We start from the raw sequence: 22164 nt of genomic DNA on the forward strand, positions 1-22164 counted from the left end.
AAGATCTCGTTGACCACGAGCTTCGGTGCCGTCACGTCCACCACCCCCTTTCGTGTCCTCCGTCGAGGATCGGGTCCCGGTCCGCCGTCAGAGGGGCGCGTCGACTCCGTTGGCGGAGGGACGGTAGGTCGCCCAGGTCTTGGGGGTCTCCGACACGCGTACGGCGGTGAGTTCGGGGAACTCCTTCACCCACCTCTCGTGGAGCCACATGGCGATGTTCTCCGCGGAGGGATTCACCCCGTCCAGCACATCGTTGAGATGCCGGTGATCCAGCGTCTCGTCGACCCACTTCTGGAACGAGGAGAGATCGCCGTAATCCCGGACGAAACCCGGACGTGCGAGATCTTCCGGCGCCGCGGACAGTTCCAGGACGACCACATAGTTATGGCCGTGCAGTCGGGCGCATGGGTGGCCGGACCGTAAATGATCCAGCTGGTGGCTCGCCGAGAAGTGAAACTCTTTGGTGATGGAGAGCATGATGAACCCTTCACCTCGCTTAAGTGAACAGGGGGCAGAAAAAATCTCCGCTCCGCTTTCCTGCTCAACGCCTTGTCGAGGATTCCCGAGCGCACGCCGGATCACAAGAGGGCCGTCCGGCCCTTTGGGCCCTTCAACCCAAGTGCGAGCGATCGTTGAGTGGTTCGCCCGCGCATGGAAATGTGGGGCCGGCTGCCGCCGACCCCACATTCACCGGTTTCCTCCGCCCCCGGAGGTTCAGGTGCCCTTCGACGCCTTGAAGTTACGGAAGAGCAGATAGGTGTCGAGGATGTCCGACGAGGCGCTTTCGACGGACCGGTAGATGCCCCACTTGGGCCGGACATAATCGTCCTGATCCGGGATCTTCACGCCCGACATGCTGCCCTGGACCGCCACCGGGGCCCCGGAGCCGGTGCCGTTGCGGGCCACGAACCCCGCCTTGCCGCTCGAGCCGATGGTGAGCGTCCACTCGATGGTGATCCACTTGTTGCGCAGCGGCGACAGGTTGGTCGAGGCGATGTCCGGCGACCCGGAGTTGGCGTACGCGCGGGCCCGCAGCGTCTCCGTGCTGCCGCTGCGGCCCAGGTCCAGGGTGACGTACGGGCCCCCGTTGTCCACGGGTGTCTTGGTCTGGAAGATATGCGTGAATTTGCTGGTGCCGTGCAGCGAGGTCGGCATGAACATCTCGTAGCCGATGGTCCATGTCTCGCCGTCGCGCATCTTCAGCTTCGAGCCGTCCTGCACCATGCCCTTGGACTCGGTGCGCTGACGGTCCCCGTCACCGGTGGTGTCCCGGTCGTCCTTCCAGATGTTGAAGCGGTAGTGATCACCTCCCTCGACGGTCACATAGTCCCGGTCGGGGTGGGCGCCTCCGCGGTCGGCCTCGATGCCCTCGAAGGCCTTGAGCCCGGCGCTTGACGGGTCCGGGTGCCAGAGCAGCTGCGGCGCCCGCGGGGCGGCCGACGCCTCCCGGCCCAGGGCGAGAGATGTGCCGACGGCGGCCGCGGTCATGGAGCCCAGTACCGCCCGGCGGCTGAGGTGGCGTGGAGCGTGTTCGGTCATGTTCGTTGGTTTCCTTCTGAGGATGTCAACCGATGACACACGCGGTGCGGACCTCTCACGATGGGCTGGCCCCCTAGGACTGTCAAGGTTCCTAACAATCTTTCATCCGACCTTTGCTCGGGCGACTTTCGCGTCTTGGGCCGTGCGGAATCGCTGAGCTGGGGCGCAGCAGGGGAGTTGCTCCGCTATTCCGGAATAACGTAATCTCCGTCCTATGGCTGGTGAGTCCCTGGAGAGACGGGTCGCCGCGCTCGAAGAACGGGTGGCGCGGCTGGAGGCAGAGCCCAAGGCGGAGCGGGACACGGTGTTCTGGGCCCTCGAGGGTCTGCGGAAGCGCCTCAGCGGCCCCGGTGAAGTGCTGTTCACCGGCGCGCTCGAACTCCCGACGGGCGAGACGTACGAATGGCAGCAAGGCGCCTCAACGGAAAGGCTGTTGGACGCCGACTGGTCGGAGTGCGCCGCGCCGCTCGCCGCCCTGGGCCACCCCGTCCGGCTCACTCTGCTGCGCGCCGCGCTGCGCGGCACCCGCTCCGCCGCGGAGCTCCAGGAGGTCGCGGGCCTGCACACCACCGGCCAGCTCTATCACCACCTCAAGCAACTCACCGCCACCGGCTGGCTTCAGGCCGAGGGCCGCGGCCACTACCAGGTCCCCGCGGGCCGGGTGGTGCCGCTGCTCGTCGTGCTGTCCACGGTGGTACCCACGGCAATCCGATCGACAGGGGAGTGACCATGCAGCGGAGAAAGTTCCTCACCGTGGCGACGGCGACGGCGGGCGGAACGCTGCTGGCCGGCAACGCCGCAGCCGCCGACGACCTGCCCGACCTGCCCGCGCTGGTGCGGCGGTATGTGACCCGTGCGCTGGAGGCCGGCAGCCCCAGCGTGGTCTGCGGGGTCATCCACGGCGGCCGCCGCCATGTGGCGGGCGCGGGCGAGGGCCCGGGCGGCGCGGCGCCCGACGGCAGAACCGTCTACCAGCTCGGCTCGATCGCCAAGACACTCACCGCCACGGCCCTGGCCCGCGCCGTGTGCGCGGGCACCACCCGCCTCGACGCCCCGCTCACCCTGCCCGCCCGGTTCCCCGTCCCGCACCGGGGGCCACGCCCGATCACCCTGGTCGATCTGGCCACCCACAGCTCCGGCCTGCCCTCGCTGCCGCCGAACCTGGCCGCCGACGCGGACCCTTACGACCCGTACGCCCACTACACGCTGGACGATCTGGCGAGCGGCCTCGGCGAGACCACCCTGGCCACCGAACCGGGTAGCCGCTACGCGTACTCGAACTTCGGGGTCGGCCTCCTCGGGCAGGCGCTGGCCTTCGATGCCGTCGATGCGATGCTGCGCCGCCGGGTGGCCGAGCCGCTCGGCCTGAAGGACACCACCACCGCGCTGCGGCCCGACATGGCGGCCCGCAAGGCGGTCGGACATTTCGCCGGACAGCCCGTCCCCGACTGGCGCGACCGCGTGCTCAGCGCGGCCGGCACCTCGATGTACGGCACCGCCGACGACATGGTGCGCTTCCTGAGCGCACAGCTGCGCCCGGGGCGCTCCCCGCTGCGGGCCGCCATCGAGCTGACCCAGCGCCCCCATTTCACGGCTGAGGGCGGCCTGCGGCTCGGGCTCGGCTGGCACCTCAGCCCGCTGCCCGGCGGCCGGACCATGACCTGGCACAACGGCGGCACGGGCGGGTTCAGCACCTGTGCCGCATTCAGCCGGGAGAGCGGCTCGGCGGTGGTGATGATGGTGAACACCTTCAACGAGCAGACCGCGACCGACCCCCGCCCGGTCGACGCCCTCACCTTCGGCCTGCTCGGCGAACTCACCGCGGTTTAGCGGTCGTCCGGGGCGATGCGCTCGGTCCAGACCATGGTTTCCTTGATGTCGGCGCCCGGGCCGACGCCATGGTTGGCCTTGCGCTGCCAGGACTGGTAGCCGGGCAGGAACGACTCGGTGTCGGTGTCGTTGTGCAGCGTGTACTGCACGATGAGCTTGCCGTCCGGGTCGGTGCCCTTGACGACGTAGTCCACGTTGTACGAGCCGAGCAGGGACTGCGCCTCGTTGGTGTCGCCGCCCCACAGATTGTCGAGCCCGGACATACCGGCCATGTCCTTGGCGAAGTCCTTCACCTGCCCGCCGAACGACTTGCCGGAGATCCGGTACGCGAGCTGGCCCTCCCCCTTGCCGGCCTGCCACCCCGCGAGCGTCTGGCTCCGGATGCCGTCCATGCTCTCGCTCTTGCGGAGTTGTTCGACGAACGGGTCGTGCTGGGAGAAGAAGTAGTGGTCGTCGCCCGTCCCGGCGACCCAGTTGGCCGCGAGGGTGCGCGGCGTGAGGTGGTTGGTCGAGGGGAAGGGGTCGAGGCCGTCCATGTCCCGGCCGAGGGCGTCATAGTGGTCCGTGCTGATGCCGCTGGTGTGGTTGATGTCCGTGCGGACCTGCCCGGTGTTGAACCACAGCTCCAGGCCGACGTTCTCCATCAGCGTGATCGACAGGTTCTGGTCGGCCTCGAACGCCTCCCGCAGGATCTCGTTGAGCCGGGTCTGGGCGGCGTTCACCTTCTTCACGTCGGCCGCGTCGTAGTTCTCCGGGGTGCACCCCTCGGCCAGGACCACCTGGGCCTTCGCCGGGTTGACGTACATCCCCTGCTCGCCGAACTCCCGCACCGCGTCGCTCAGCTTGCGCTGCGCGGCCTTCAGCTCCCCGGCCCCGTCCTCGATGCTCCGGCGGACCCCGTCGGCCACCTTGGCGGCGGCGGTCACCTGGCGCTGGATGTCATCGATCTGCGTCCAGGCGAAGGGGGCGGCCATGCCCTCCCAGTACCCCTTGTCCTTCAAGGGCTTCAGCACCTCGTCACGGACCTTGTCGTCGAGGTCCTTGATCCTGTCGTGGACGCCCTTCCACTTGGTGGCCAGGGTGTCCAGCGCCCCGAAGTCGGCCGATCGGAACTCCTGATAGAAGGTGGCCATCAGAACCTCGAGATCGATGAGAGGGACGGGTCGTCGGCCGGGAACCGGGGTTCCTTCAGGCCGAACGAATCTCCCGTGTCCACGTCCTGCTTCACATGGATGCCGGCCGCGGCCCGCAGGCTCTCGGAGATGTGGGCGAGCCAGGCGGTGACCGTGCCCGCCTGCTCCTCCCAGTGTTTGTGCGACTGTCTCAGCGCGCTCTCGGCCTGGAGACCGCCCACGCCCTTGAGCGCCGCGGAGGTCGGCTCCTCCAGCGACGCCGCCTGCTTGTGCAGCGTGTCGTACACCTCGTCCGCCTTGCCGGCCGCGCCGCGCAGCACGCCGGGGGCGATCGCGAGGTTCTGCGGCACCGGGCCCTGGACGCCGGGGGCGAGCGGACGCCGGGGCGCGGGCGCGCCGGGGTCGTAGATGTTGGGCTTGCCCGGCTGGGCCGCCAAGGGGGGCGGGGCGATGAGCCCGCCTCCCTCGGCCGATCCGGGCGGCAGTGGGAGCTGGTCGTCTCCCGGCTCGGGCAGATCGTTGTCGCTCATGGCGTCTGACACCCCCGTTGTGTGCACGACAGGGTACGTCGGTCGGCCCTGCGGGCGCCCTCATAACGTCCAAACAGATCGCCGGGAACGGCGCGGCCCCGCCTGATGACCGTGGCGGGGCAGGGCGCTCAGCCGAGCAGCAGCGTGTTGCACTCCCGCTGGAGCGCGAGGTCCTGCCACATCGGGTGGTGGGGCGCGGCGTTGGAGCACACCACCGTGCCCCAGGCGCCCACCCGGGCGGACTCGGCGACCGCGCGGCGGCAGAACGCGGCCCCGATCGGGCCCTCCTCGAAGGTGCCGTGCAGCGGGGTGTAGCCGATCCAGCCCTCGCCGAAGACCAGCGGGACTCCGGCCCCGGCGGCCCAGTCGGCGGCGGCCTCGATCCAGGTGACCAGCCGCTGCTCCATCGCGAGGCGGTGGACGGCGTACCGCTCGTACAGCCAGGCGTCCCATTTGACGGGGTCGCACCAGTCGTGTGCGTAGATCTCGCGGCCGACGAGCGTGGCCTCGAGACGCCACAGGTCGCCGGCGGGCGGCGCCCAGTCGGCCAGGTCCGGGGCGTCGGGGCGCAACAGGTGTTCCCGGGCGAAGTCCTGGGGGAAGGGGCGGGACGGGGCGCGCAGGGCGAAGGCGTCGATGAGCTCGTCGAGCACGCCGTAGACATACGGGTGGAAGACGGCGACGTCCACGTCGCGCGGGACGCCGCGCAGCGATCCGACCGGGACCTTGGCGTAGTTGACCGTGACCGGCCGGTCGGGGTGGCGCTCCCGGAACCGGGCGAGGCCGCGCTCCAGGCGCGGCCGCAGGGCGACCACGGTGTCTGGGCCCGCCAGCCCCTCGGTGAGCCGCCCGCCCTGGACCTCGTTGTGCAGCTCGGTGAAGGCGATCCGGTCGTCCAGCCCGTGGACGGCCAGGAAGTCGATCAGGTCGGCGAGCGCGTCGGCGAGGGCCTCGGCGCGCCGCTCGGGGGCGACGGCCATCAGGGCGTCGTACCAGGAGCGGTCGCCGCCGAACGACGGGCTCTGCTGGTACTCCCAGCTGGAGAGGATGACGAAGCAGCCGTGCCGGCGGGCGGCCTCGAACAGCGCGCGCAGATGGGCGCGGCCGTCGATCTCGGTGCTGCCGCCGACGTCGTACCAGCGGGTCCGCTGCCCGTATCCGCCGCCCAGGGGTGCCAGCCGGAGCCGGCTGGTGTCGAGCCCGGAGCCGAAGAGCAGAAAGGGCATGGCGCAGACGCGCACCGTGTTGTATCCGCGCGCCACGGCCTCGGCGAAGGCGCGGTCGAGGTCGGCGAAGGGTTCCCCGGGGCCGGTACGGGTGTACCAGCTGAAGTCCCACAGGGAGATGGTCAGTTTCTCCGGCAGGTGGTCGGGCGGCGCGACGGGCACGGTGGACCGGCCTTTCGGTAGGGGGACGGTTCATCGTCGGCGGGTGTCACAGGCAGTGTCAAGATGTATTCATATTTAATGCCCGCGATAGGGTGAGCGCCCGGATCTGCGAGGAGGAACCCCCATGCCGTCCTATTCCGGCCGAGGTGTGCACGGCCAGGTGGTCCGGCTGCTGGGTGCCCGCATCGTGGGCGGCGAGTTCGCCGAGGGCGAGGTCCTGGACGTACGGGCCCTCGGCGCCGAACTGGACGTCAGCCTCACCGTGATGCGCGAATCCCTGAAGGTCCTCGCCGGCAAGGGGCTCATCGACGCCCGCCAGAAGCGCGGCACCTTCGTGTGCCCCCGGGCCGCCTGGAACCTCCTGGACTCCGATGTCATCCGCTGGCGCGTGGAGGCGGGGGACGGCGAGCGGCTGATGCGCGATCTCGCCGACGTGCGCTCCCTCGTGGAGCCCGCCGCCGCCCACCGCGCGGCGCTGCGCCGCACCGAGGCCGATCTGGTCGCGCTCGGCGCCGCGCTCGCCGCCATGGCGGACGCCCGCGGGGCTGCCGCGGAGGAGGAGGCCGACGCCTCCTTCCACCGCGCGCTGCTCGCCGCCACCGGAAATGAACTCCTCGCCCGCCTCGATCTGTTGCTGGAGCCCGGCCTGCGCGAGCGGGACCGCCTGGTGCACGCCCACGGCGGCGCGGACGACCCCGTGCCCAGCCATCGCGCGGTCCTGGACGCCATACGCGAGCAGGACGCGCCCCGCGCCGAACTCGCCATGCTGGACCTGCTCGCCAAGGCGGCCGAGGACCTCGGCCAGGTGTCGGCCACGCGGGCCGACGTGAACTGACACCGGCAGGCTCAGCCCCTCGCCGACCCGGCCGGCACGGGTTCGGTCCCGCCGCCCCTCGGGCCGGCCGGTTCGGTCAGGTCGGCCAGGTCGACGGCGTCTGCCATGGCCTGTAGCCCCGTGTCGTTGAAGTGCAGATGGTCGCCGGTGTCGTAGGCGGGGAGGATGCGGTGCGGGTCCGCGGGGTCGCGGACCACGGCGTCGAAGTCCACCACCGCGTCGAACACCCCGCTGTTCCTGATGAACTCGTTCACCGCCTGCCGCACGGCCTCGCGGGCCTCGGTGTAGCCGCCGTTGCCGCCGTACGGGGTGATGGTGCCCCCGATGACGCGGATGCCGCGCGCGTGGGCCTGCTCGACGATGCCGCGGTAGGCGTCCGCGAACGCCGTGGGGTCGGTCTGGTTGGGGCTGCCCTTGATGTCGTTGATGCCCTCCATCACGATCATCGCGCGCACCCCGCTGCGGGAGAAGACGTCCGCGTCCAGCCGGGACAGCGCGCTGGGCCCGGTCCCGTCCAGCAGCACCCGGTTGCCCGAGATGCCGGCGTTGAGCACGCCCAGCTGTCGGCGCGGGGGCAGTACGCGCAGCCGCGCGGCCAGCCGGTCGGGCCAGCGGCGGTTGGCGCTCGCCGTGGACCCCGAGCCGTCGGTGATGGAGTCGCCGAGCGTGACCACGCTGCCGGGGGTGCGCGGGCTGAGCACGTCCACGCCGGTCACGTAGTACCAGGAGCTCGTGGTGGCCGTGAACGCGGCGCCGTCCTGGTCGGCGGTGTGGTCGCCGTCCGGGGAGAGGAACGAGGTCTGGAGGGCGGAGCGGTGGTAGGTCGCGGGCCCCGAGTCGGTCGGGGTGTACAGGGTGATCAGCAGATTGGTGTCCGCGGGGACGCGCAGCCGCACCGGGTCGCTGACCGCGTCCTCGCCGGCCGGCACGGTGGCCGAGGACCGGCCGTGGAAGGTGATCCGGCGGGCCGACCCGGCGATGGCGTTCGGGCTCTTCGGTGCCCCGGCCTCCTGGAGTGCCACGGTGGCCGCGCCGAGTTCGAGCGGGGCCGTGCCGAGCCGGTTGGATACTCGGATCCGGGCCGCCTGGCCCCCGACACTGGTGTGCACCACGTTGCGGATCGAGTTGCCGGGCAGGGCGGGTGCGGTGCCGGCCGCGGCGGCCTCCCAGGTGCCGACCCAGCCCCGGCCGCCGTGGCCGCCGGGGCCGGGGGCCGGTCCGCTGTCCGCCCAGGCGGTTGCCGCCCCGCTCAGCGGCACCAGGGCGAGTGTCAGTGCAGCGGCCAGGGTTGAGAGAACGTGCCGAATCGAGACCATGTGGTGCTGCCCTTCCAGGTGAGAGCCAGCCGGAGTGAGGTCACGTGCGGAACGGGGGCGCCGCGCCCGGCCGGGGTGCGGGCCGGGCGACATTGAGCGCGCCGTAGGCAATCATCACCAATACATCGGATGCGTCAAGGTGCCAGGCGCCGAAAACCTGGAGGCGCTGAAGACTGATGAGTTGATACACCCGATGTATCGAGGGTTGCTGTCCACGCCCCTCGGCGTCAGGCCGGGTAGGCGTGGGTCTGGGCGGCCTTGACCGAGGCCCAGACCGTGACCCCCGGGTGCAGGTCCAGCTCCGCGGCGGCCACGGTGGTGAGGTCGGCGGCGAGCGGGAGTTCGCCCGTGAGGTCGGCGCGGATCTGGTCGCCGTGGGACTCCAGCCCCGCCACCCGGACGCGCCAGACATTGCGCGCGCTGGACTGGGTGGGGCGGTCGCGGTGGAGGGTGACGGCGCCGGGCGGAAAGGCGACGAAGGCGGGGCCGGTCAGGTCGTCCGCGGTGATGATGGCGGGGCCGTCGGCCAACCGCACGGTGTGGCCGTCGGCGTGGCCCTTGTAGAGGTTGAGCCCGACCAGGTGGGCGATGTAGTCGGTCCGGGGGCGGCGGGCGACCTCGCCGGGGGTGCCCTCCTGGACCGCCCGGCCGCCCTCGATGACGACGAGCCGGTCGGCGAGCACCATGGCGTCCAGCGGGTCATGGGTGACCAGGACGGCCACCGCCTCGAACTCGGCGAGGTGGCGGCGGAGCTGCGCCCGTACGTCGAGGCGGGTGCGGGCGTCCAGGGCGGCCAGCGGCTCGTCGAGGAGCAGCAGCCGGGGGCGGGTGGCCAGGGCGCGGGCCAGGGCGACGCGCTGGGCCTGCCCGCCGGACAGCCGCCGGGGCTTGACGGAGGCGTGGCCGGCCAGGCCCATGCGGTCCAGCCAGGTGGCGGCCAGCGCGCGGGCCTCAGCCTTGGACAGGCCCTGGCAGCGGGGGCCGAACGCCACGTTGTCGAGCGCGCTCAGGTGGGGGAAGAGCAGATAGTCCTGGAACACCACGCCGACCGGGCGGGCCTCGGGCGGGGTGTCGCGCAGGGACCTGCCGTCCAGCCGCAGATGGCCGTCGCCGAGCGGGGCCAGCCCGGCCAGGGCGCGCAGGGCGGTGGTCTTGCCCGCGCCGTTCGGGCCGAGCAGGGCCAGGACATCGCCGGGCGCGGCGGTCAGCGCCACATCGAGGGAGAAGGCGCCCCGGTCGACGACGAGCCGCGCGTCCAGCCCCCCGGCGGGGGCGGCGGACGTGGCGGAGGCGACGGCGGAGGCGGTGGCACCGGATCCGTCGGTGGAGTCTGCGTCTCCCATGGTTCTCACGGCGTGGTCATCCAGCGGTCGCGCAGCCCGGCCAGGACCGCGATGGACACGGCGAGCAGCACCAGGCTCAGCGCGATCGCCGCGGCCGGGTCGCTCTGGAGGGCGAGATAGACGGCCAGCGGCATCGTCTGGGTGCGGCCGGGGAAGTTGCCGGCGAAGGTGATGGTGGCGCCGAACTCGCCCAGCGCGCGGGCCCAGGCCAGCACCGCCCCGGCGGCGATGCCGGGGGCGATCAGCGGCAGCGTCACCCGGCGGAAGGCGGTGAAGCGCGAGGCGCCCAGGGTCGTGGCGGCCTCCTCGTAGCGCGGATCGGCGGCCCGCAGCGTGCCTTCCACACTGATGACGAGAAACGGCATGGCCACGAACGCCTCGGCCACGATCACCCCCGTCGTGGTGAACGGCAGCGTGATTCCGAACGCGTCGTCGAGCCAGCGGCCCACCACCCCGTTGCGGCCCAGCGCCAGCAGCAGCGCCACACCGCCCACCACCGGCGGCAGCACCAGCGGCAGTGTCACCAGGGCCCGGACCAGGCCGCGCCCGGGAAACTCCGTACGGGCCAGCAGCCACGCGAGCGGCACCCCGAGCACCAGCGCCACCGCCGTGGCGGCCGTGGCGGTCACCAGCGACAGCCGCAGGGCCTCCCAGACACCCGGGCTGGTCAACTGCTCCGGAAGGCTGTGCCAGGGCGCCCGGACCAGCAGGGCGAACAGCGGCAGCAGCAGAAACGCCAGCCCGAGCAGCGCGGGCAGCAGCAGCGGCAGCGGCGCGAGACCCCGCCCGACGGCCCGCCGCCTCGGACGCCGGGGCCGCCGGCCACCGCCGGTGAGGGTGTCGACCGCGGCGTCCGAGGGGCCGGTCACGGCTTGAGGAACCCGGCGGCGGTGAGGACCTTCTGGCCCTCGGCGGACTTCACCAGGGCGACGAAGGCCTTGGCCGCCGCCGCGTTGGGCGCGTCCTTCAGCGGGGCGATCGGGTACGCGTTGATCGCCTCGGCCGACTCGGGGAACTCCACGCCGTCGACCTTGCCGCCCGCCGCCTTCACATCCGTCTTGTACACGACCGCGGCGTCGACCTCCTTCAGCTCCACCTTCGTCAGGGCGCCCTTCACATCCTGCTCATAGCTGACCGGGGTCAGCTTGAGACCGGAGGCGTCGAGCGCCTTCTGCGCGGCGGCACCGCAGGGCACCGTCTTCGCGCACAGGGCCACCTTCAGCCCGGACTTGGTGAGGTCCTTCAGGGTGCCGATCTGCTGCGGGTTGCCGGGGAGCGTCGCGATCGCAAGCTGGTTGCGGACGAACGTCGTCGGCGTGCCGTCGGTGTCATGCGCGTCGGTGACGATCTTCATCGTCTTGTCGCTGGCGGCCGCGAAGACATCGGCGGGCGCGCCGGAGGTGATGCTGGCCGCGAGGGTGTCGCTGCCGCCGAAGTTGAAGGCCACCTTCGTCCCCGGGTGCTCCGCCTCGAACTTCTCCTTCAGCGTCGTGAAGCTCTCCTTGAGCGAGGCGGCGGCGAACACCGTGACCGTGCCGGACAGCTTCTTCGCGGAGTCCTTCTCGGAGGAGTCCTTCTCCGAGGAGGAGTCGGAGGAGGACGAGCAGGCGCTCAGCGCGAGCAGCAGCGCGGCGGCCCCCGCCGCGGTCGTCGTCAGCGCGCGCGTCCTGCGGGGTGCGGAACGGGTCGTCACGGATATCTCCCTCTGCCCTGTCATGCCTTCTCGACGACCACGTTCGTCGACTTGATCACGGCGACCGCGGGAACGCCGGGCTCAAGCCCCAGTTCCTCGGCCGACTCCCGGCTGATCATGGACACCACGCGGAACGGCCCGGCCTGGATCTCCACCTGCGCCGACACATCCCCGAGGATCACCTCGGTGACGATGCCCGAGAAGCGGTTGCGCGCCGAGGAGCCGGTGCTCTCCCGCTCGGCGCGGTTCAGCTCCCGTACGAACGCGGCCAGGTCCGGCCCGGGGATGATCCGGCGGCCCTGCTCATCGCGCTCGGCGCGCAGCCTGCCGCTGTCGACCCAGCGCCTGAGCGTGTCCGCGCTGACGCCCATCAAGGCGGCGGCGTCCCCGATCCGATAGGTGTGCATACATCGATCATACTGCCGCAGATGCCAGCCCTACGATGCGTCTCACATCGCAGAAGCGGAACAATCAGGGGGAAGGCCTCGCAGATGCGGGACGGCCGAGACGGCACCAGCGGTGTTCCGGGGAACACCGCTGGAAGGAGGGACACCCGCGTCGGCGCGGTTACACGTTGACGCCGTAGTCCTTGGCGATGCCGCCGAGGCCCGTCGCATAGCCCTGGCCGATGGCGCGGAACTTCCACTCGCTCTCACGGCGGTAGAGCTGTCCGAACACCATGGCGGTCTGGTCGTGCGCGTCCTCGGTCAGCTCGTAGCGGCACATCTCCACGCCCGTCGCCTGGTGCACCAGGCGGATGTACGCGTCACGGATCCGGCCGAAGGTGGTGGCCGCCCCGCCCTCGTTGTGGATCGACACCACGAACACCACGGACTCGGCCTGCGCCGGGAGCAGGTTGAAGTCGACGGCGATCTGCTCGTCGTCGCCCTCGCCCTCGCCCGTCTGGTTGTCGCCGGTGTGGCGGACCGAACCCTCCGGCGTGGTGCGGCTGTTGAAGAAGACGAAGTGCTGGTCCGACAGAACCCTGCCGTTGCCGCCCAGGACCAGGGCGCTCGCGTCCAGGTCGACGTCACCGGGGCCGGTGTTCACCTTCCAGCCCAGGCCGACGACCACGCTGGCGAGACCGGGCTCGGCGCGGGTGAGGGAGTAGTTGCTGCCCTTGGTCAGGCTCACGGCCATGAGGTGTTTCCCCTTTAGTGCGAATGACTGCGAATCACATGCGCGTGAACGCGCGGCGTGCCATGGAGCGGACGGGCATGCCGATGGCGCCGGGAATCGCCGAGGACAGCCCGTCCACGCGTCATAATCTACAACGATGTAGAAGATGGCGGGTGGCTCTCGGACGATCTTCGGCCAAGCGGCGCACCTCCCGACGGCTCAGGGCCCGGCACCCCCAAGACGCCGCGCACCGGGCCGTGTTGGGCGGGCGGCCGCGGGTCCGATTGGCGTGGTGAGAGGCTTGGGCTACACCCTGTCGGCGTACAGAGCTGATCATGAAGCCGGTCGCGGCTGGTGACGGCAGGGGCCAGGGAGGGTGTACGGCATGCGCAAGAGGCTGCGGGAGCGGCTGCGTTACTGGTTCGACGGGACGATGGACCGTGGAACCTCGGCGCTGATCGGCTGGCTGGGGCTGGCCTCATTGGCATTGATCACCGTGGTGTCCTGCACGGTGGCGGTCCTCGCCCACAAGGACACCGAGGAGAACGGGGGCTGGCCGGGCGTCATCTGGATGAGCCTTCTGCGCACCCTCGACCCGGGCACGATGGGAGGGGACACCGGGCGGCCGGTGTTTCTGCTGCTGATGCTCACGGTGACCGTCGGGGGCATCTTCATCGTCAGCGCGCTGATCGGTGTGATCACCACCGGCCTGGAGTCCCGGATCCAGGAGCTGCGCAAGGGCAAGTCGCGGCTGATCGAGCACGGGCACACCGTCGTGCTGGGCTGGTCGGAGCAGATCTTCACGGTCATAGCCGAGCTGGTGGAGGCCAACCAGAGCGAGCGGCGCTCCTGCGTGGTGATCCTCGCCGACCGGGACAAGGTCGACATGGACGACGAGATCCGGCGGCGGATCCCCGACACCGGGAAGACGCGGGTGATCTGCCGCTCGGGCAGTCCGCTCCAGCGGGGGGACCTGGAGCTGGTGAGTCCGGACACCGCCAAGGCGATCATGGTGCTGCCGCCCGTCGGGGAGGACAGCGACATCGACGTCATCAAGCAGCTGTTGCTGCTGAACAGCCGCGTGTGGAGCGGGACGCGTCCGCATGTGGTGGCGGCGGTGCAGAGCTCCGAGAACCTGGCGGCCGCCCGCTTGGCCGCGGGCGAGAGCGCGCTGGTGGTCGACGTCGACGACATCGCCGTCCGGCTGATCGTCCAGTCCCACCGGCAATCCGGCCTGTCCACCGTCTTCAACGAGCTGCTCAGCTTCATGGGCAACGAGGTCTACCCGTGGGCCGAGCCCTCGCAGGTCGGTTCCACGTACGGGGAGTCCCTGAACGCCTTTGAGCTCGGCGTGCCCATCGGCCTGCACCGCGCGGACGGAGAGGTGCTGGTCAACCCCCCGATGGACACCGTCATCGGAAGCGGCGACCAGCTGCTGTTGGTCGCGGAGGACGATCTGCTCATCAAGGCGGCGAGCGAGCGGCCCACGATCGTCCGCTCGGCGATCGCCACAGCCGGCGTCGCGTCGCCGATGCCGGACCGGACCCTGATGATCGGCTGGAACCCCCGCGCTTCGAAGATCGTTTCACTGCTCGACCGGCTGGTGAAACCAGGGTCCGTGGTGGATGTCGCGGCCCCGCACCGGCCCGAGGAGGACCTGAGCGGAGAGCTGGCGAACCTGACGGTCGGCTACAAGCACTGCGAGCCGGTCCGCCGGCCGTCGCTGGAGTCCCTGGACCTGGACACCTATCGGCACATCGTGGTGCTGACGGACGACGAGATCGACGCCGGACGGGCCGACGACCGCACCCTGGTGACCCTCCTCCATCTGCGCGACATCGAAATCCAGCTCGGCGACCCGTACTCGATCGTCACCGAGATGAACGACGACGCGAACCGCGAGGTCGCGCAGGTCACCAAGGCCGACGACTTCATCGTCAGCACCAAGGTGATCAGCCTGCTGCTCACCCAGCTCACCGAGAACCGCCACCTGTACGCCGTGTTCGCCGACCTCTTCGACCCCGAGGGATCGGAGATCTACCTCAAGCCCGCGCCGAGCTATCTCACCCCGGGCGCGAAGGCGAACTTCGCCACCGTGATCGAGGCCGCCCGGCAGCGCGGTGAGTCGGCCATCGGCTACCGGCTGGCGCGGCAGAGCGACGAGCCGCCGCTCTACGGCGTCCACCTCAACCCCTCCAAGACCGCCCCGCTCGTCCTCCAGGAGGGTGACACGGTCGTGGTGCTCGCCGAGGACTAGAACCTGTCCGGCGGATCTTGACGCCTGCGGCGGGCTCGCCCCCGCCCCTTCCCGACCCCTGTCGATATGCGGCTCCGCCGCGCGGGGGGCTCCGCCCCAGACCCCGGGGTCCAGGGGCAAAGCCCCTGGTTACGGGAAGGGGCGGGTAGGGGAAAAGATCCGTCGGACACCCCCTAGGGTGATCCGTGTGACCCCTGAGCAACTGCGCTCCTTCTGCCTCTCCTTCAACGCGGCCGTGGAGGACTTCCCCTTTCCCCGGTTCGAGGAGATCTCGGCCTTCAAGGTGGGAGGCAAGGTCTTCGCCCTGACGACCCTGGACGCCCGCCCCCTCACCGTGAACCTGAAGTGCGACCCCGACGACGCGCTGCGCCTCCGCGGTGAGAACCCGGGGCTGATCGTCCCGGGGTGGCACATGAACAAGCGCCACTGGAACACGGTGACGGTGGACGGCGGGCTCCCGGACCGGCTGGTCCGGGAGCTCGTCGAGGACTCCTACGACCTGGTGGTCGCGCGGCTGCCGAAGGCCGAGCGCCTCAGGCTCGACCGCCCCTGAGGTCGTCCACCGTCACGCGGGGACGAGGCGGTACGTCCGTCCGGGGACGGTGTCGAACGAGGTGAGGTCCGGCTCGGGGTGGTCCACCCGCACCGGTTTTCCCTGCGCGATGACCCTCAGCCGGCCCGTCGACCGGACCACGGCCCGGGCTCCGGTGCCCGAGCGCAGCCGGCACTCGGCCAGGGCGCCGCCGCTCCAGGCGAGTTCCGCCTCGAAACCGCCACGGGCCAGCAGCCCCCGGATCCGGCCGTCGGGCAGCGATGAGGGCAGGGCGGGGAGGAGATGGAGTTCACCGGCGTGGGACTGGAGCAGCCACTCCGTGATCCCGGAGGTGGCGCCGAAGTTGCCGTCGATCTGGAACGGGGGGTGCAGATCGAAGAGGTTGGGCGCGGTGCGCTCGGGCGTGAGCAGGTCGCCCAGCAGTTTGAGGGAGCGGTCGCCCTCGTGGAGCCTCGCCCAGAAGTTGATTTTCCAGGCGAGCGACCAGCCGGTGCCCGCGTCGCCGCGCTGCTCCATGGTCCTGCGGGCCGCCGCGAACAGCTCGGGGGTTCCGCGCTCGGTGATCTGGTGGCTGGGGTGGAGCCCGTACAGGTGCGAGATGTGCCGGTGGCTCTGTTCCGGGGCGATGGCGTCCCAGTCCTCCTGCCACTCCTGGAGCTGGCCTTGGGCGCCGATCTTCATGGGCGGCAACTTCTCCCGCGCGGCCCGCGCCTCGCCCCGCGCGGCCGGGTCCTCGCCGAGCAGTTCGGAGGCCTTGACGAAGCCGTCGAAGAGATCGCGGAGAATCTGGTTGTCCATGGTCGGCCCCGCGCAGAGGGACACATCCGGGTGGTGGGCGTGCTCGGGGGACATCGACGGGCAGGTGACCAGGTGGCCGCTGGAGGGGTCGGTGACCAGGGCGTCGAGGAAGAACCGCACCGCGCCGGCGAGCACCGGATAGCGCTTGCGCAGCGCCTCCTTGTCGCCCGTGAACAGATAGTGGTCCCAGATGCCGGTCGCCAGCCAGGCCCCTCCGGTGGGCCAGGTCCCGTAGAAGGCCTTGTCGCAGGGGGCGGTGCCACGCCAGCCGTCCACGTTGTGATGGGCGACCCAGCCGCCCGCTCCGTACAGCGTCCGGGCGGTCTTCGCGCCGGACACCGACAGGTCGGCGAGCAGGTCGAAGACGGGCTCCCAGCACTCCAGAAGGTTGGTGAGGGGGGCGGGCCAGTAGTTCATCTCGGTGTTGATGTTGATGGTGTACCGGCACGACCAGGGCGGGCTGAGCACGTCGTTCCAGATGCCCTGGAGGTTGGCCGGCTGGGTGCCGGGCCGTGAGCAGGCGATCAGCAGATAGCGCCCGAACTGGTAGTGCAGAGTGATCAGTTGAGGGTCGGAGGCGGAGGTGAAGTTCTTCACCCGCTCGTCGGTGGGCAGCCCGGCCGCGTCGGTCACCCCCAGGTCGAGACCCACCCGGCGGAACAGGCGCCGGTGATCCTCGACATGGCGCTCGCGCAGCGTTCCGAACGGGACGTTGGAGGCGGCGTTGAGCGGGGCGGTGGCGCGGGCGAGGTGGTCGCCGGTCGGGTTCCGGAAGTCCGTATAGCTGGTGCCGACGGAGATCAGCAGGGTGACGGAGTCGGCGCCGGTCACGGTGAGTTCTCCGCCCTCGCTGCTGACGGCGCCCCCCTCCGCGTGGGCGCGGGCCAGCGCCCGGAACCGCACCTGCCCGGCGATGCCGCTCCGGGTCTCCCCTGAGCCGTCGATGGCGACGGTGATCCGGTCGGGCGAGGAGCCGGTCACGTCCTGGGGGCTGTCGAAGGCGGCGGTGAAGGAGACGGAACCGGGGGTGTCCGCGGTCAGCCGCATGGCGATGACCTGGTCGGGATGGCTGGCCATCACCTCGCGGCGGTAGGCGACGCCGCCCTGGGTGTAGCGCACGGACGTGACGGCGGAGTCGATGTCGAGCTCGCGCCGGTAGTTGCCGACCTCGCCCTGCGCTGGGAAGGTCAGCCGCAGCTCGCCGACCGTCTGATAGGGCAGCTCGGACAGCGGATTCCCCATGAACGTCTCGTCGATCAGGTCTTGGGCGCCGGCCCACTCCCCGGCGAACACCCTCCTGCGGATCTCGGGAAGGTTGCTCAGGCCCTGGGGACTCGCCGGGTCGTACGGCCCTCCGGCCCACACCGTGTCCTCGTTGAGCTGGAGCCGTTCGGTGTCGGTGCCGCCGAACACCATGGCGCCGAGCCGTCCGTTGCCGATGGGCAGCGCCTCCAGCCACGCGGCGGCGGGCCGCGGATACCAGAGGGCGAGCTCGCCGGGGAGGGGGGCGCTCGCGCCGGTGCCGGATGCCGCGGAGCCGGATCTCCCGGCGGCGTGGGCGCCTCCGGCCGGGACTCCGGACGCGATTCCGGCCGCGCCCGCCGCGGTCGCTGTGGACAGAGCGAAGAAATGTCTGCGGTCCATGGCCCCAAGACTCGATGCGTCGAATGGCTGGTGACTAGAGGCCGGCGACTGGTTTCAACGGGGGTGCGTCGCCCGCCGGAGCGGCGGATGTCCCCGCCCGGAGGCCGTCAGCGCAGGTGGCCGTCGGCGAGCCCGTTGAGGTACCTCTCGACGTGGGTGTAGCCGTCGGCGCCGGTGGCCTTGGCGTCGGCCGGGTCGGCCGGGTTCAACCCCTGCGCGCGTTCCCAGGCGTCCGGCATGCCGTCGCGGTCGCCGTCGGGCGGCGGGGTGCCGCCGCGCAGGGTGCCGAAGCCGCCCACGCTCTCCGGATCGCTGATGATGGCGCCGGTCTGCCGGGTCACATCGTCGACCAGGCGGGTGTCGATGGCGTCACGCGGCCGTGAGGCGCCCGCGCCCGCCAGCACCGTCCGGTACGCCTGCTGCGCCGTTTCCACGGTGACCGGCGGGAACGCGAAGGGCTTGTCCTCGACGGTGGCGGGCCCGAGATCCGCCTGTGTGGTCTCCCGGCCGTTGAGCCGCCCGTCGAGGTCTCCGTCGTAGAAATTGCCGGCCGCGTAGATGTGGTAATTGGCGTTGGCGCGCGAGAACGGACCGCCGGACGACGAGGGGCCCTTGATGAAGTAGTTTCCGATGGCGTTGGCGTTGCTCACGCCCGCCGAGTCGCCCAGGATGTAGGCGTCCGAACCCCAGTCGTAGATCACGCTGTTGACGTACTGGAGCCGCCCCTTGGACTTGGGATTGCGGGTCTTGTTGTGCAGATACAGATTGTGGCTCAGCGTCACACCGTCGCTCTGCACGAGGCCGCCGCACGAGTGCGGGGACAGGCCCTCGGCGATGATCGAGTTCTGGACGGTGACGTTGGTGCTCGAGTTGATGGAGAAGTTCTCGTCCCGCCCCCAGGAGGTGGAGACATGGTCGAGGATCATGTTGCTGCCGCTGTCGATCCCCACGGCGTCCCGGTTCTGGTTCGGTGTGAGCCCATGACGGAACCGCATGTACCGCACGATCACGTTGTCGGAGTTCGACAGGGAGATCTGATACCCCCGGGTGGACACCCCGTCGCCCGGGGCGGTCTGCCCGGCGACGGTGATGTCACTGGCGATGTGCAGCGGCGAGGCGAGCGTGATGTAGCCCCCCACGTCGAAGACGACGATGCGCGGGCCCCTGCTCACCGCGTCACGGAAGGAGCCGGGACCGGAGTCGGCCAGGGTGGTGACGTGATAGACCTCGCCGCCTCTGCCCCCGGAGACCTGCGCCCCGAACCCTTCCGCGCCGGGGAAGGCGACCGGTGCCATGACCGTACTGCTGCCCGCCGCGGCCGTGGCCGGAGCGCCCCCGGCCGTGGCCGGAGCGCCCCCGGCCGTGGGCGGCGTCAGCGGACCGGACACGGCGGCAAGCGCGATCGCCCCAAGGGCTGTCTTCCACCTGCGTAACACGAGTGGCGCTCCCTTCGGTTGGTTCTCCTGGTCCGTTGTCGCACCTGGAGGCCGGAAAGTTGCCGTGGACGAGCACGGGCGTTCTTGTCCACGGCGCGCCCCGCTGACACACTCATCCGCTGAAAGCGCTTACCCCGGAAATGCCCCTGACCGATCCAGTTCGAGGTGCGGAGACACGGTGAGCGAACACAGTCGCAGGCATGTGTTGCGGACCGGCCTTGGCGCGGCGGCCGGAACGACGGCGGTCGGCGGGGTCGGTGGTCCCGCCCACGCCTCGGCGGCGGCCCGGGCCGGCGGGGCGGCCGAGGCGGGCGGGGGAGCCGCGGAGGCGGCGGCCTCGGCGCGGGGGCGGCTCCCATGGGTGGCGGACCTGGGGGACGGCCGCTATCAGAACCCGGTGCTCAACGCCGACTGGTCCGATCCCGACGCGATCCGGGTGGGCGAGTACTTCTACCTGGTCGCCTCCACCTTCAACCGCGCCCCCGGACTGCCCGTCCTGCGCTCGGCCGACCTGGTCAACTGGACCGTCATCGGACACGCCCTGACCGAGCTGGAGCCCAAGGACCACTTCAGCAGGCCCCGGCACGGCGAAGGGGTGTGGGCCCCGGCGCTGCGCCACCACGACGGCAGGTTCTGGATCTTCTATCCGGACCCGGACTTCGGGATCTTCATGGTGACGGCCACGGATCCGCGCGGGCCGTGGAGCAAACCGCACCCGGTCAAGCCGGGCAAGGGGCTGATCGACCCCTGCCCGCTGTGGGACGACGACGGGAGCGCCTATCTGATCCACGCCTGGGCGAAGAGCCGCAGCGGCATCAACAACCGCCTGACGCTGCACCGTATGAGCCCGGACGGAACCACCCTGCTCGACGAGGGCAGGATCGTGGTCAACGGCGACGAACTGCCCGGCTACACCACGCTGGAGGGGCCGAAGCTGTACAAGCGGGACGGCTGGTACTGGATCTTCGCCCCGGCCGGCGGGGTCACCAACGGCTGGCAGTCGGCCTTCCGCTCCCGCTCCGTCCGGGGCCCCTATGAGGACCGCGTCGTGCTCGCCCAGGGCGACACCCCGGTCAACGGGCCGCACCAGGGGGCGTGGGTGGCCACCGCGAGTGGCGAGGACTGGTTTCTGCACTTCCAGGACCGCGGGCCCTACGGGCGGGTGGTGCATCTCCAGCCGATGCGGTGGCGCGCCGACGGGTGGCCGGTGATGGGCGCCGACGACGGCAGCGGCCGGGGCACCCCGGTGGCGGTGCACGCCAAGCCGCGCGTCGCCGGCCGGGCGAGGGTGACCGCGCCGGCCACCGGAGACGAGTTCACCGGGCCGGAACTGGGGAAGCAGTGGAGCTGGCAGGCGAACGCCGATCCGGCCTGGTGGTCGCTGCGCCGCTTCCCGAGCCGGCTCACCCTGGCCTGTCGGCCCAGCCCGGACACCGATGATCTGCGGCTGCTGCCCAACGTGCTGGGCCAGCGGCTGCCCGCCGAGTCCTTCGTCGCGACGACCTCGTTGACGCTGTCCACCAGGGACGGAGGGGCCCGGGCCGGGCTGGTCATGCTGGGCGGGAGCTACGCCTGGGCGGGCCTGCGCCACGACGGCGACCGGATCGTCCTGGCATATCGCACCGCGGCCGAGGGCGCCACCGAGGTGGACGCCGCACCACCGGTACCGCTGGGGAGAAGGCGCGCGGCGGTGCGGCTGCGGGTGAGCGTGAGCCCGGGAGCGGTGTGCCGGTTCGCGGCCGACGTGGACGGCGGCGGGTTCGCTCCGCTCGGCGCGCCGTTCCAGGCGACGGCGGGCAAGTGGATCGGGGCGACGGTGGGGCTCTTCGCCACCGCGCCGGAGGCCGCAGGACCGGGCGGCGCGGCGGCGTTCGACTGGTTCCGGGTGGGCCCGGGTCCGGCGCCGGGTCCCTAGGCCCTCGACGGGTGTGTCCGCCCCGGGGCTGAGCAGCCGGGTTTGAACGGAGAAACCGATCGGTTTACGATGCGTGGAAACCGATCGGTTTCATCGTTCCGTTTTCTGGTTGCGTTTTCTGGAGATCCCCATGACCACGATCAAGAACTCCGTCGTCCTCGTCACCGGCGGCAGCCGCGGCATCGGCAAGGCGCTGGTGGAAGAGGCGTACGCGCGCGGCGCCGGCAAGGTCTACGCCACGGCCCGCGACCCCCGCACCGTGACCCACCCCGACGCCGTCCCGCTGGCCCTGGAGGTCACCGACCCCGACTCGGTGGCGGCCGTGGCCGAGCGGGCCCAGGACGTCACCGTCCTGATCAACAACGCCGGCGTCTCGACCGGCGCGCGCTTCCTCACCTCGCCGATCGAGGACATCCGCCGCGAATTCGAGATCAACTACTACGGCCCGCTGCTGCTCGCCCGCGCCTTCGTCCCGGTCCTCGAGCGCAACGGCGGCGGCCACGTCCTCAACGTCCACTCCGTGCTGTCCTGGCTGGCCAACGGCTCCGCCTACAGCTCCTCGAAGGCCGCGATGTGGTCCCAGACCAACAGCCTGCGCCTGGAGCTGGTGCCACGCGGCATCCAGGTCACCGGGCTCCACATGGGGTACGTCGACACCGACATGACCTCCGGCGTCGACAGCCCCAAGTCCAGCCCGCGCGACATCGCCCTCGCCGCCCTGGACGGCATCGAGTCCGGAGCCGACGAGGTGCTGGCCGACGACCTCACGCGCTGGGTCAAGGGGGCGCTGTCGGGCGATCTGGCGTCGATGTACCAGCAGCTCGCCCAGTAGCGG

20 protein-coding genes are annotated in these 22164 nt (G+C 71.0%); 7 read left to right on the forward strand and 13 right to left on the reverse strand.

Annotated features, from left to right (window positions below; genetic code table 11):
- Positions 1 to 87: 87 nt before the first annotated feature.
- Entirely contained in the window at positions 88 to 477 is a 390-nt protein-coding gene (locus tag ACZ4WQ_RS32085) for a 6-pyruvoyl trahydropterin synthase family protein (protein WP_398373511.1), read from the reverse strand.
- 237 nt (positions 478 to 714) lie between these two features.
- Positions 715 to 1539 (reverse strand): hypothetical protein, encoded by an 825-nt coding sequence (locus ACZ4WQ_RS32090; protein WP_311728940.1) that lies wholly within the window; start codon positions 1537 to 1539, stop codon positions 715 to 717.
- Between the two features lie 214 nt (positions 1540 to 1753).
- Between ACZ4WQ_RS32090 and ACZ4WQ_RS32095 the strand changes: the two genes are divergently transcribed.
- Positions 1754 to 2266 carry an ArsR/SmtB family transcription factor gene (locus ACZ4WQ_RS32095; protein WP_398373512.1) on the forward strand — a complete coding sequence of 171 codons (513 nt, stop codon included), beginning with the start codon at positions 1754 to 1756 and terminating at the stop codon, positions 2264 to 2266.
- A 2-nt stretch (positions 2267 to 2268) separates the two neighbouring features.
- A complete protein-coding gene (locus ACZ4WQ_RS32100) occupies positions 2269 to 3369 on the forward strand; it encodes a serine hydrolase domain-containing protein (RefSeq protein WP_398373513.1) in 1101 nt (366 codons plus the stop codon).
- On the opposite strand, the gene ACZ4WQ_RS32105 is transcribed toward ACZ4WQ_RS32100, so the two are convergent.
- The 3 genes from ACZ4WQ_RS32105 to ACZ4WQ_RS32115 all read right to left on the reverse strand — a co-directional run bounded on the left by ACZ4WQ_RS32105 (position 3366) and on the right by ACZ4WQ_RS32115 (position 6420).
- Positions 3366 to 4502, reverse strand: coding sequence for a hypothetical protein (locus ACZ4WQ_RS32105; RefSeq protein ID WP_398373514.1), 1137 nt, complete (start codon positions 4500 to 4502; stop codon positions 3366 to 3368). The genes ACZ4WQ_RS32100 and ACZ4WQ_RS32105 overlap by 4 nt on opposite strands.
- On the reverse strand, positions 4502 to 5032 hold the full coding sequence (locus tag ACZ4WQ_RS32110; RefSeq protein WP_398373515.1) for a hypothetical protein: 531 nt from the start codon (positions 5030 to 5032) through the stop codon (positions 4502 to 4504). Before ACZ4WQ_RS32110 ends, ACZ4WQ_RS32105 begins: the two co-directional genes overlap by 1 nt.
- A gap of 128 nt (positions 5033 to 5160) precedes the next feature.
- Positions 5161 to 6420 (reverse strand): cellulase-like family protein, encoded by a 1260-nt coding sequence (locus tag ACZ4WQ_RS32115; protein WP_398373516.1) that lies wholly within the window; start codon positions 6418 to 6420, stop codon positions 5161 to 5163.
- Between the two features lie 124 nt (positions 6421 to 6544).
- Between ACZ4WQ_RS32115 and ACZ4WQ_RS32120 the strand changes: the two genes are divergently transcribed.
- Positions 6545 to 7255 carry a FadR/GntR family transcriptional regulator gene (locus tag ACZ4WQ_RS32120; RefSeq protein ID WP_398373517.1) on the forward strand — a complete coding sequence of 237 codons (711 nt, stop codon included), beginning with the start codon at positions 6545 to 6547 and terminating at the stop codon, positions 7253 to 7255.
- Positions 7256 to 7266: 11 nt separating this feature from the next.
- Here ACZ4WQ_RS32120 and ACZ4WQ_RS32125 read toward each other — a convergent pair whose 3' ends face one another.
- The 6 genes from ACZ4WQ_RS32125 to ACZ4WQ_RS32150 form a co-directional block, all read right to left on the reverse strand.
- Entirely contained in the window at positions 7267 to 8571 is a 1305-nt protein-coding gene (locus ACZ4WQ_RS32125; protein WP_398373518.1) for an SGNH/GDSL hydrolase family protein, read from the reverse strand.
- Between the two features lie 227 nt (positions 8572 to 8798).
- Complete coding sequence (locus ACZ4WQ_RS32130; protein ID WP_311728949.1) at positions 8799 to 9914, reverse strand: ABC transporter ATP-binding protein; 1116 nt, start codon at positions 9912 to 9914, stop codon at positions 8799 to 8801.
- 5 nt (positions 9915 to 9919) lie between these two features.
- Positions 9920 to 10783 carry an ABC transporter permease gene (locus ACZ4WQ_RS32135; RefSeq protein WP_385337175.1) on the reverse strand — a complete coding sequence of 288 codons (864 nt, stop codon included), beginning with the start codon at positions 10781 to 10783 and terminating at the stop codon, positions 9920 to 9922.
- Entirely contained in the window at positions 10780 to 11607 is an 828-nt protein-coding gene (gene modA, locus ACZ4WQ_RS32140) for a molybdate ABC transporter substrate-binding protein (protein WP_311728951.1), read from the reverse strand. Before modA ends, ACZ4WQ_RS32135 begins: the two co-directional genes overlap by 4 nt.
- A gap of 20 nt (positions 11608 to 11627) precedes the next feature.
- On the reverse strand, positions 11628 to 12014 hold the full coding sequence (locus ACZ4WQ_RS32145; RefSeq protein ID WP_311728952.1) for a TOBE domain-containing protein: 387 nt from the start codon (positions 12012 to 12014) through the stop codon (positions 11628 to 11630).
- A gap of 160 nt (positions 12015 to 12174) precedes the next feature.
- Positions 12175 to 12747: a TerD family protein gene (locus ACZ4WQ_RS32150; protein WP_311728953.1), complete on the reverse strand. Its 573-nt coding sequence runs from the start codon at positions 12745 to 12747 to the stop codon at positions 12175 to 12177.
- A 364-nt stretch (positions 12748 to 13111) separates the two neighbouring features.
- Between ACZ4WQ_RS32150 and ACZ4WQ_RS32155 the strand changes: the two genes are divergently transcribed.
- Together ACZ4WQ_RS32155 and ACZ4WQ_RS32160 are read left to right on the forward strand one after the other, a co-directional pair.
- On the forward strand, positions 13112 to 14983 hold the full coding sequence (locus ACZ4WQ_RS32155; RefSeq protein WP_398373519.1) for a CASTOR/POLLUX-related putative ion channel: 1872 nt from the start codon (positions 13112 to 13114) through the stop codon (positions 14981 to 14983).
- 187 nt (positions 14984 to 15170) lie between these two features.
- On the forward strand, positions 15171 to 15536 hold the full coding sequence (locus tag ACZ4WQ_RS32160) for an MmcQ/YjbR family DNA-binding protein (RefSeq protein ID WP_311728955.1): 366 nt from the start codon (positions 15171 to 15173) through the stop codon (positions 15534 to 15536).
- A 12-nt stretch (positions 15537 to 15548) separates the two neighbouring features.
- Here ACZ4WQ_RS32160 and ACZ4WQ_RS32165 read toward each other — a convergent pair whose 3' ends face one another.
- The gene (locus ACZ4WQ_RS32165) at positions 15549 to 17978 is read right to left on the reverse strand and encodes a glycoside hydrolase family 95 protein (protein WP_398373520.1); all 2430 of its coding nucleotides are present in this window, start codon (positions 17976 to 17978) and stop codon (positions 15549 to 15551) included.
- Positions 17979 to 18085: 107 nt separating this feature from the next.
- Entirely contained in the window at positions 18086 to 19366 is a 1281-nt protein-coding gene (locus ACZ4WQ_RS32170; protein ID WP_398373521.1) for a polysaccharide lyase family 1 protein, read from the reverse strand.
- Positions 19367 to 19784: 418 nt separating this feature from the next.
- Here ACZ4WQ_RS32170 and ACZ4WQ_RS32175 point away from each other — a divergent pair, with 418 nt between their 5' ends.
- A complete protein-coding gene (locus tag ACZ4WQ_RS32175) occupies positions 19785 to 21329 on the forward strand; it encodes a glycoside hydrolase 43 family protein (protein ID WP_398373655.1) in 1545 nt (514 codons plus the stop codon).
- A 130-nt stretch (positions 21330 to 21459) separates the two neighbouring features.
- Complete coding sequence (locus ACZ4WQ_RS32180; RefSeq protein ID WP_358842550.1) at positions 21460 to 22161, forward strand: SDR family oxidoreductase; 702 nt, start codon at positions 21460 to 21462, stop codon at positions 22159 to 22161.
- Positions 22162 to 22164 lie beyond the last annotated feature (3 nt).

The organism is Streptomyces sp. NPDC028305 (assembly GCF_055569495.1).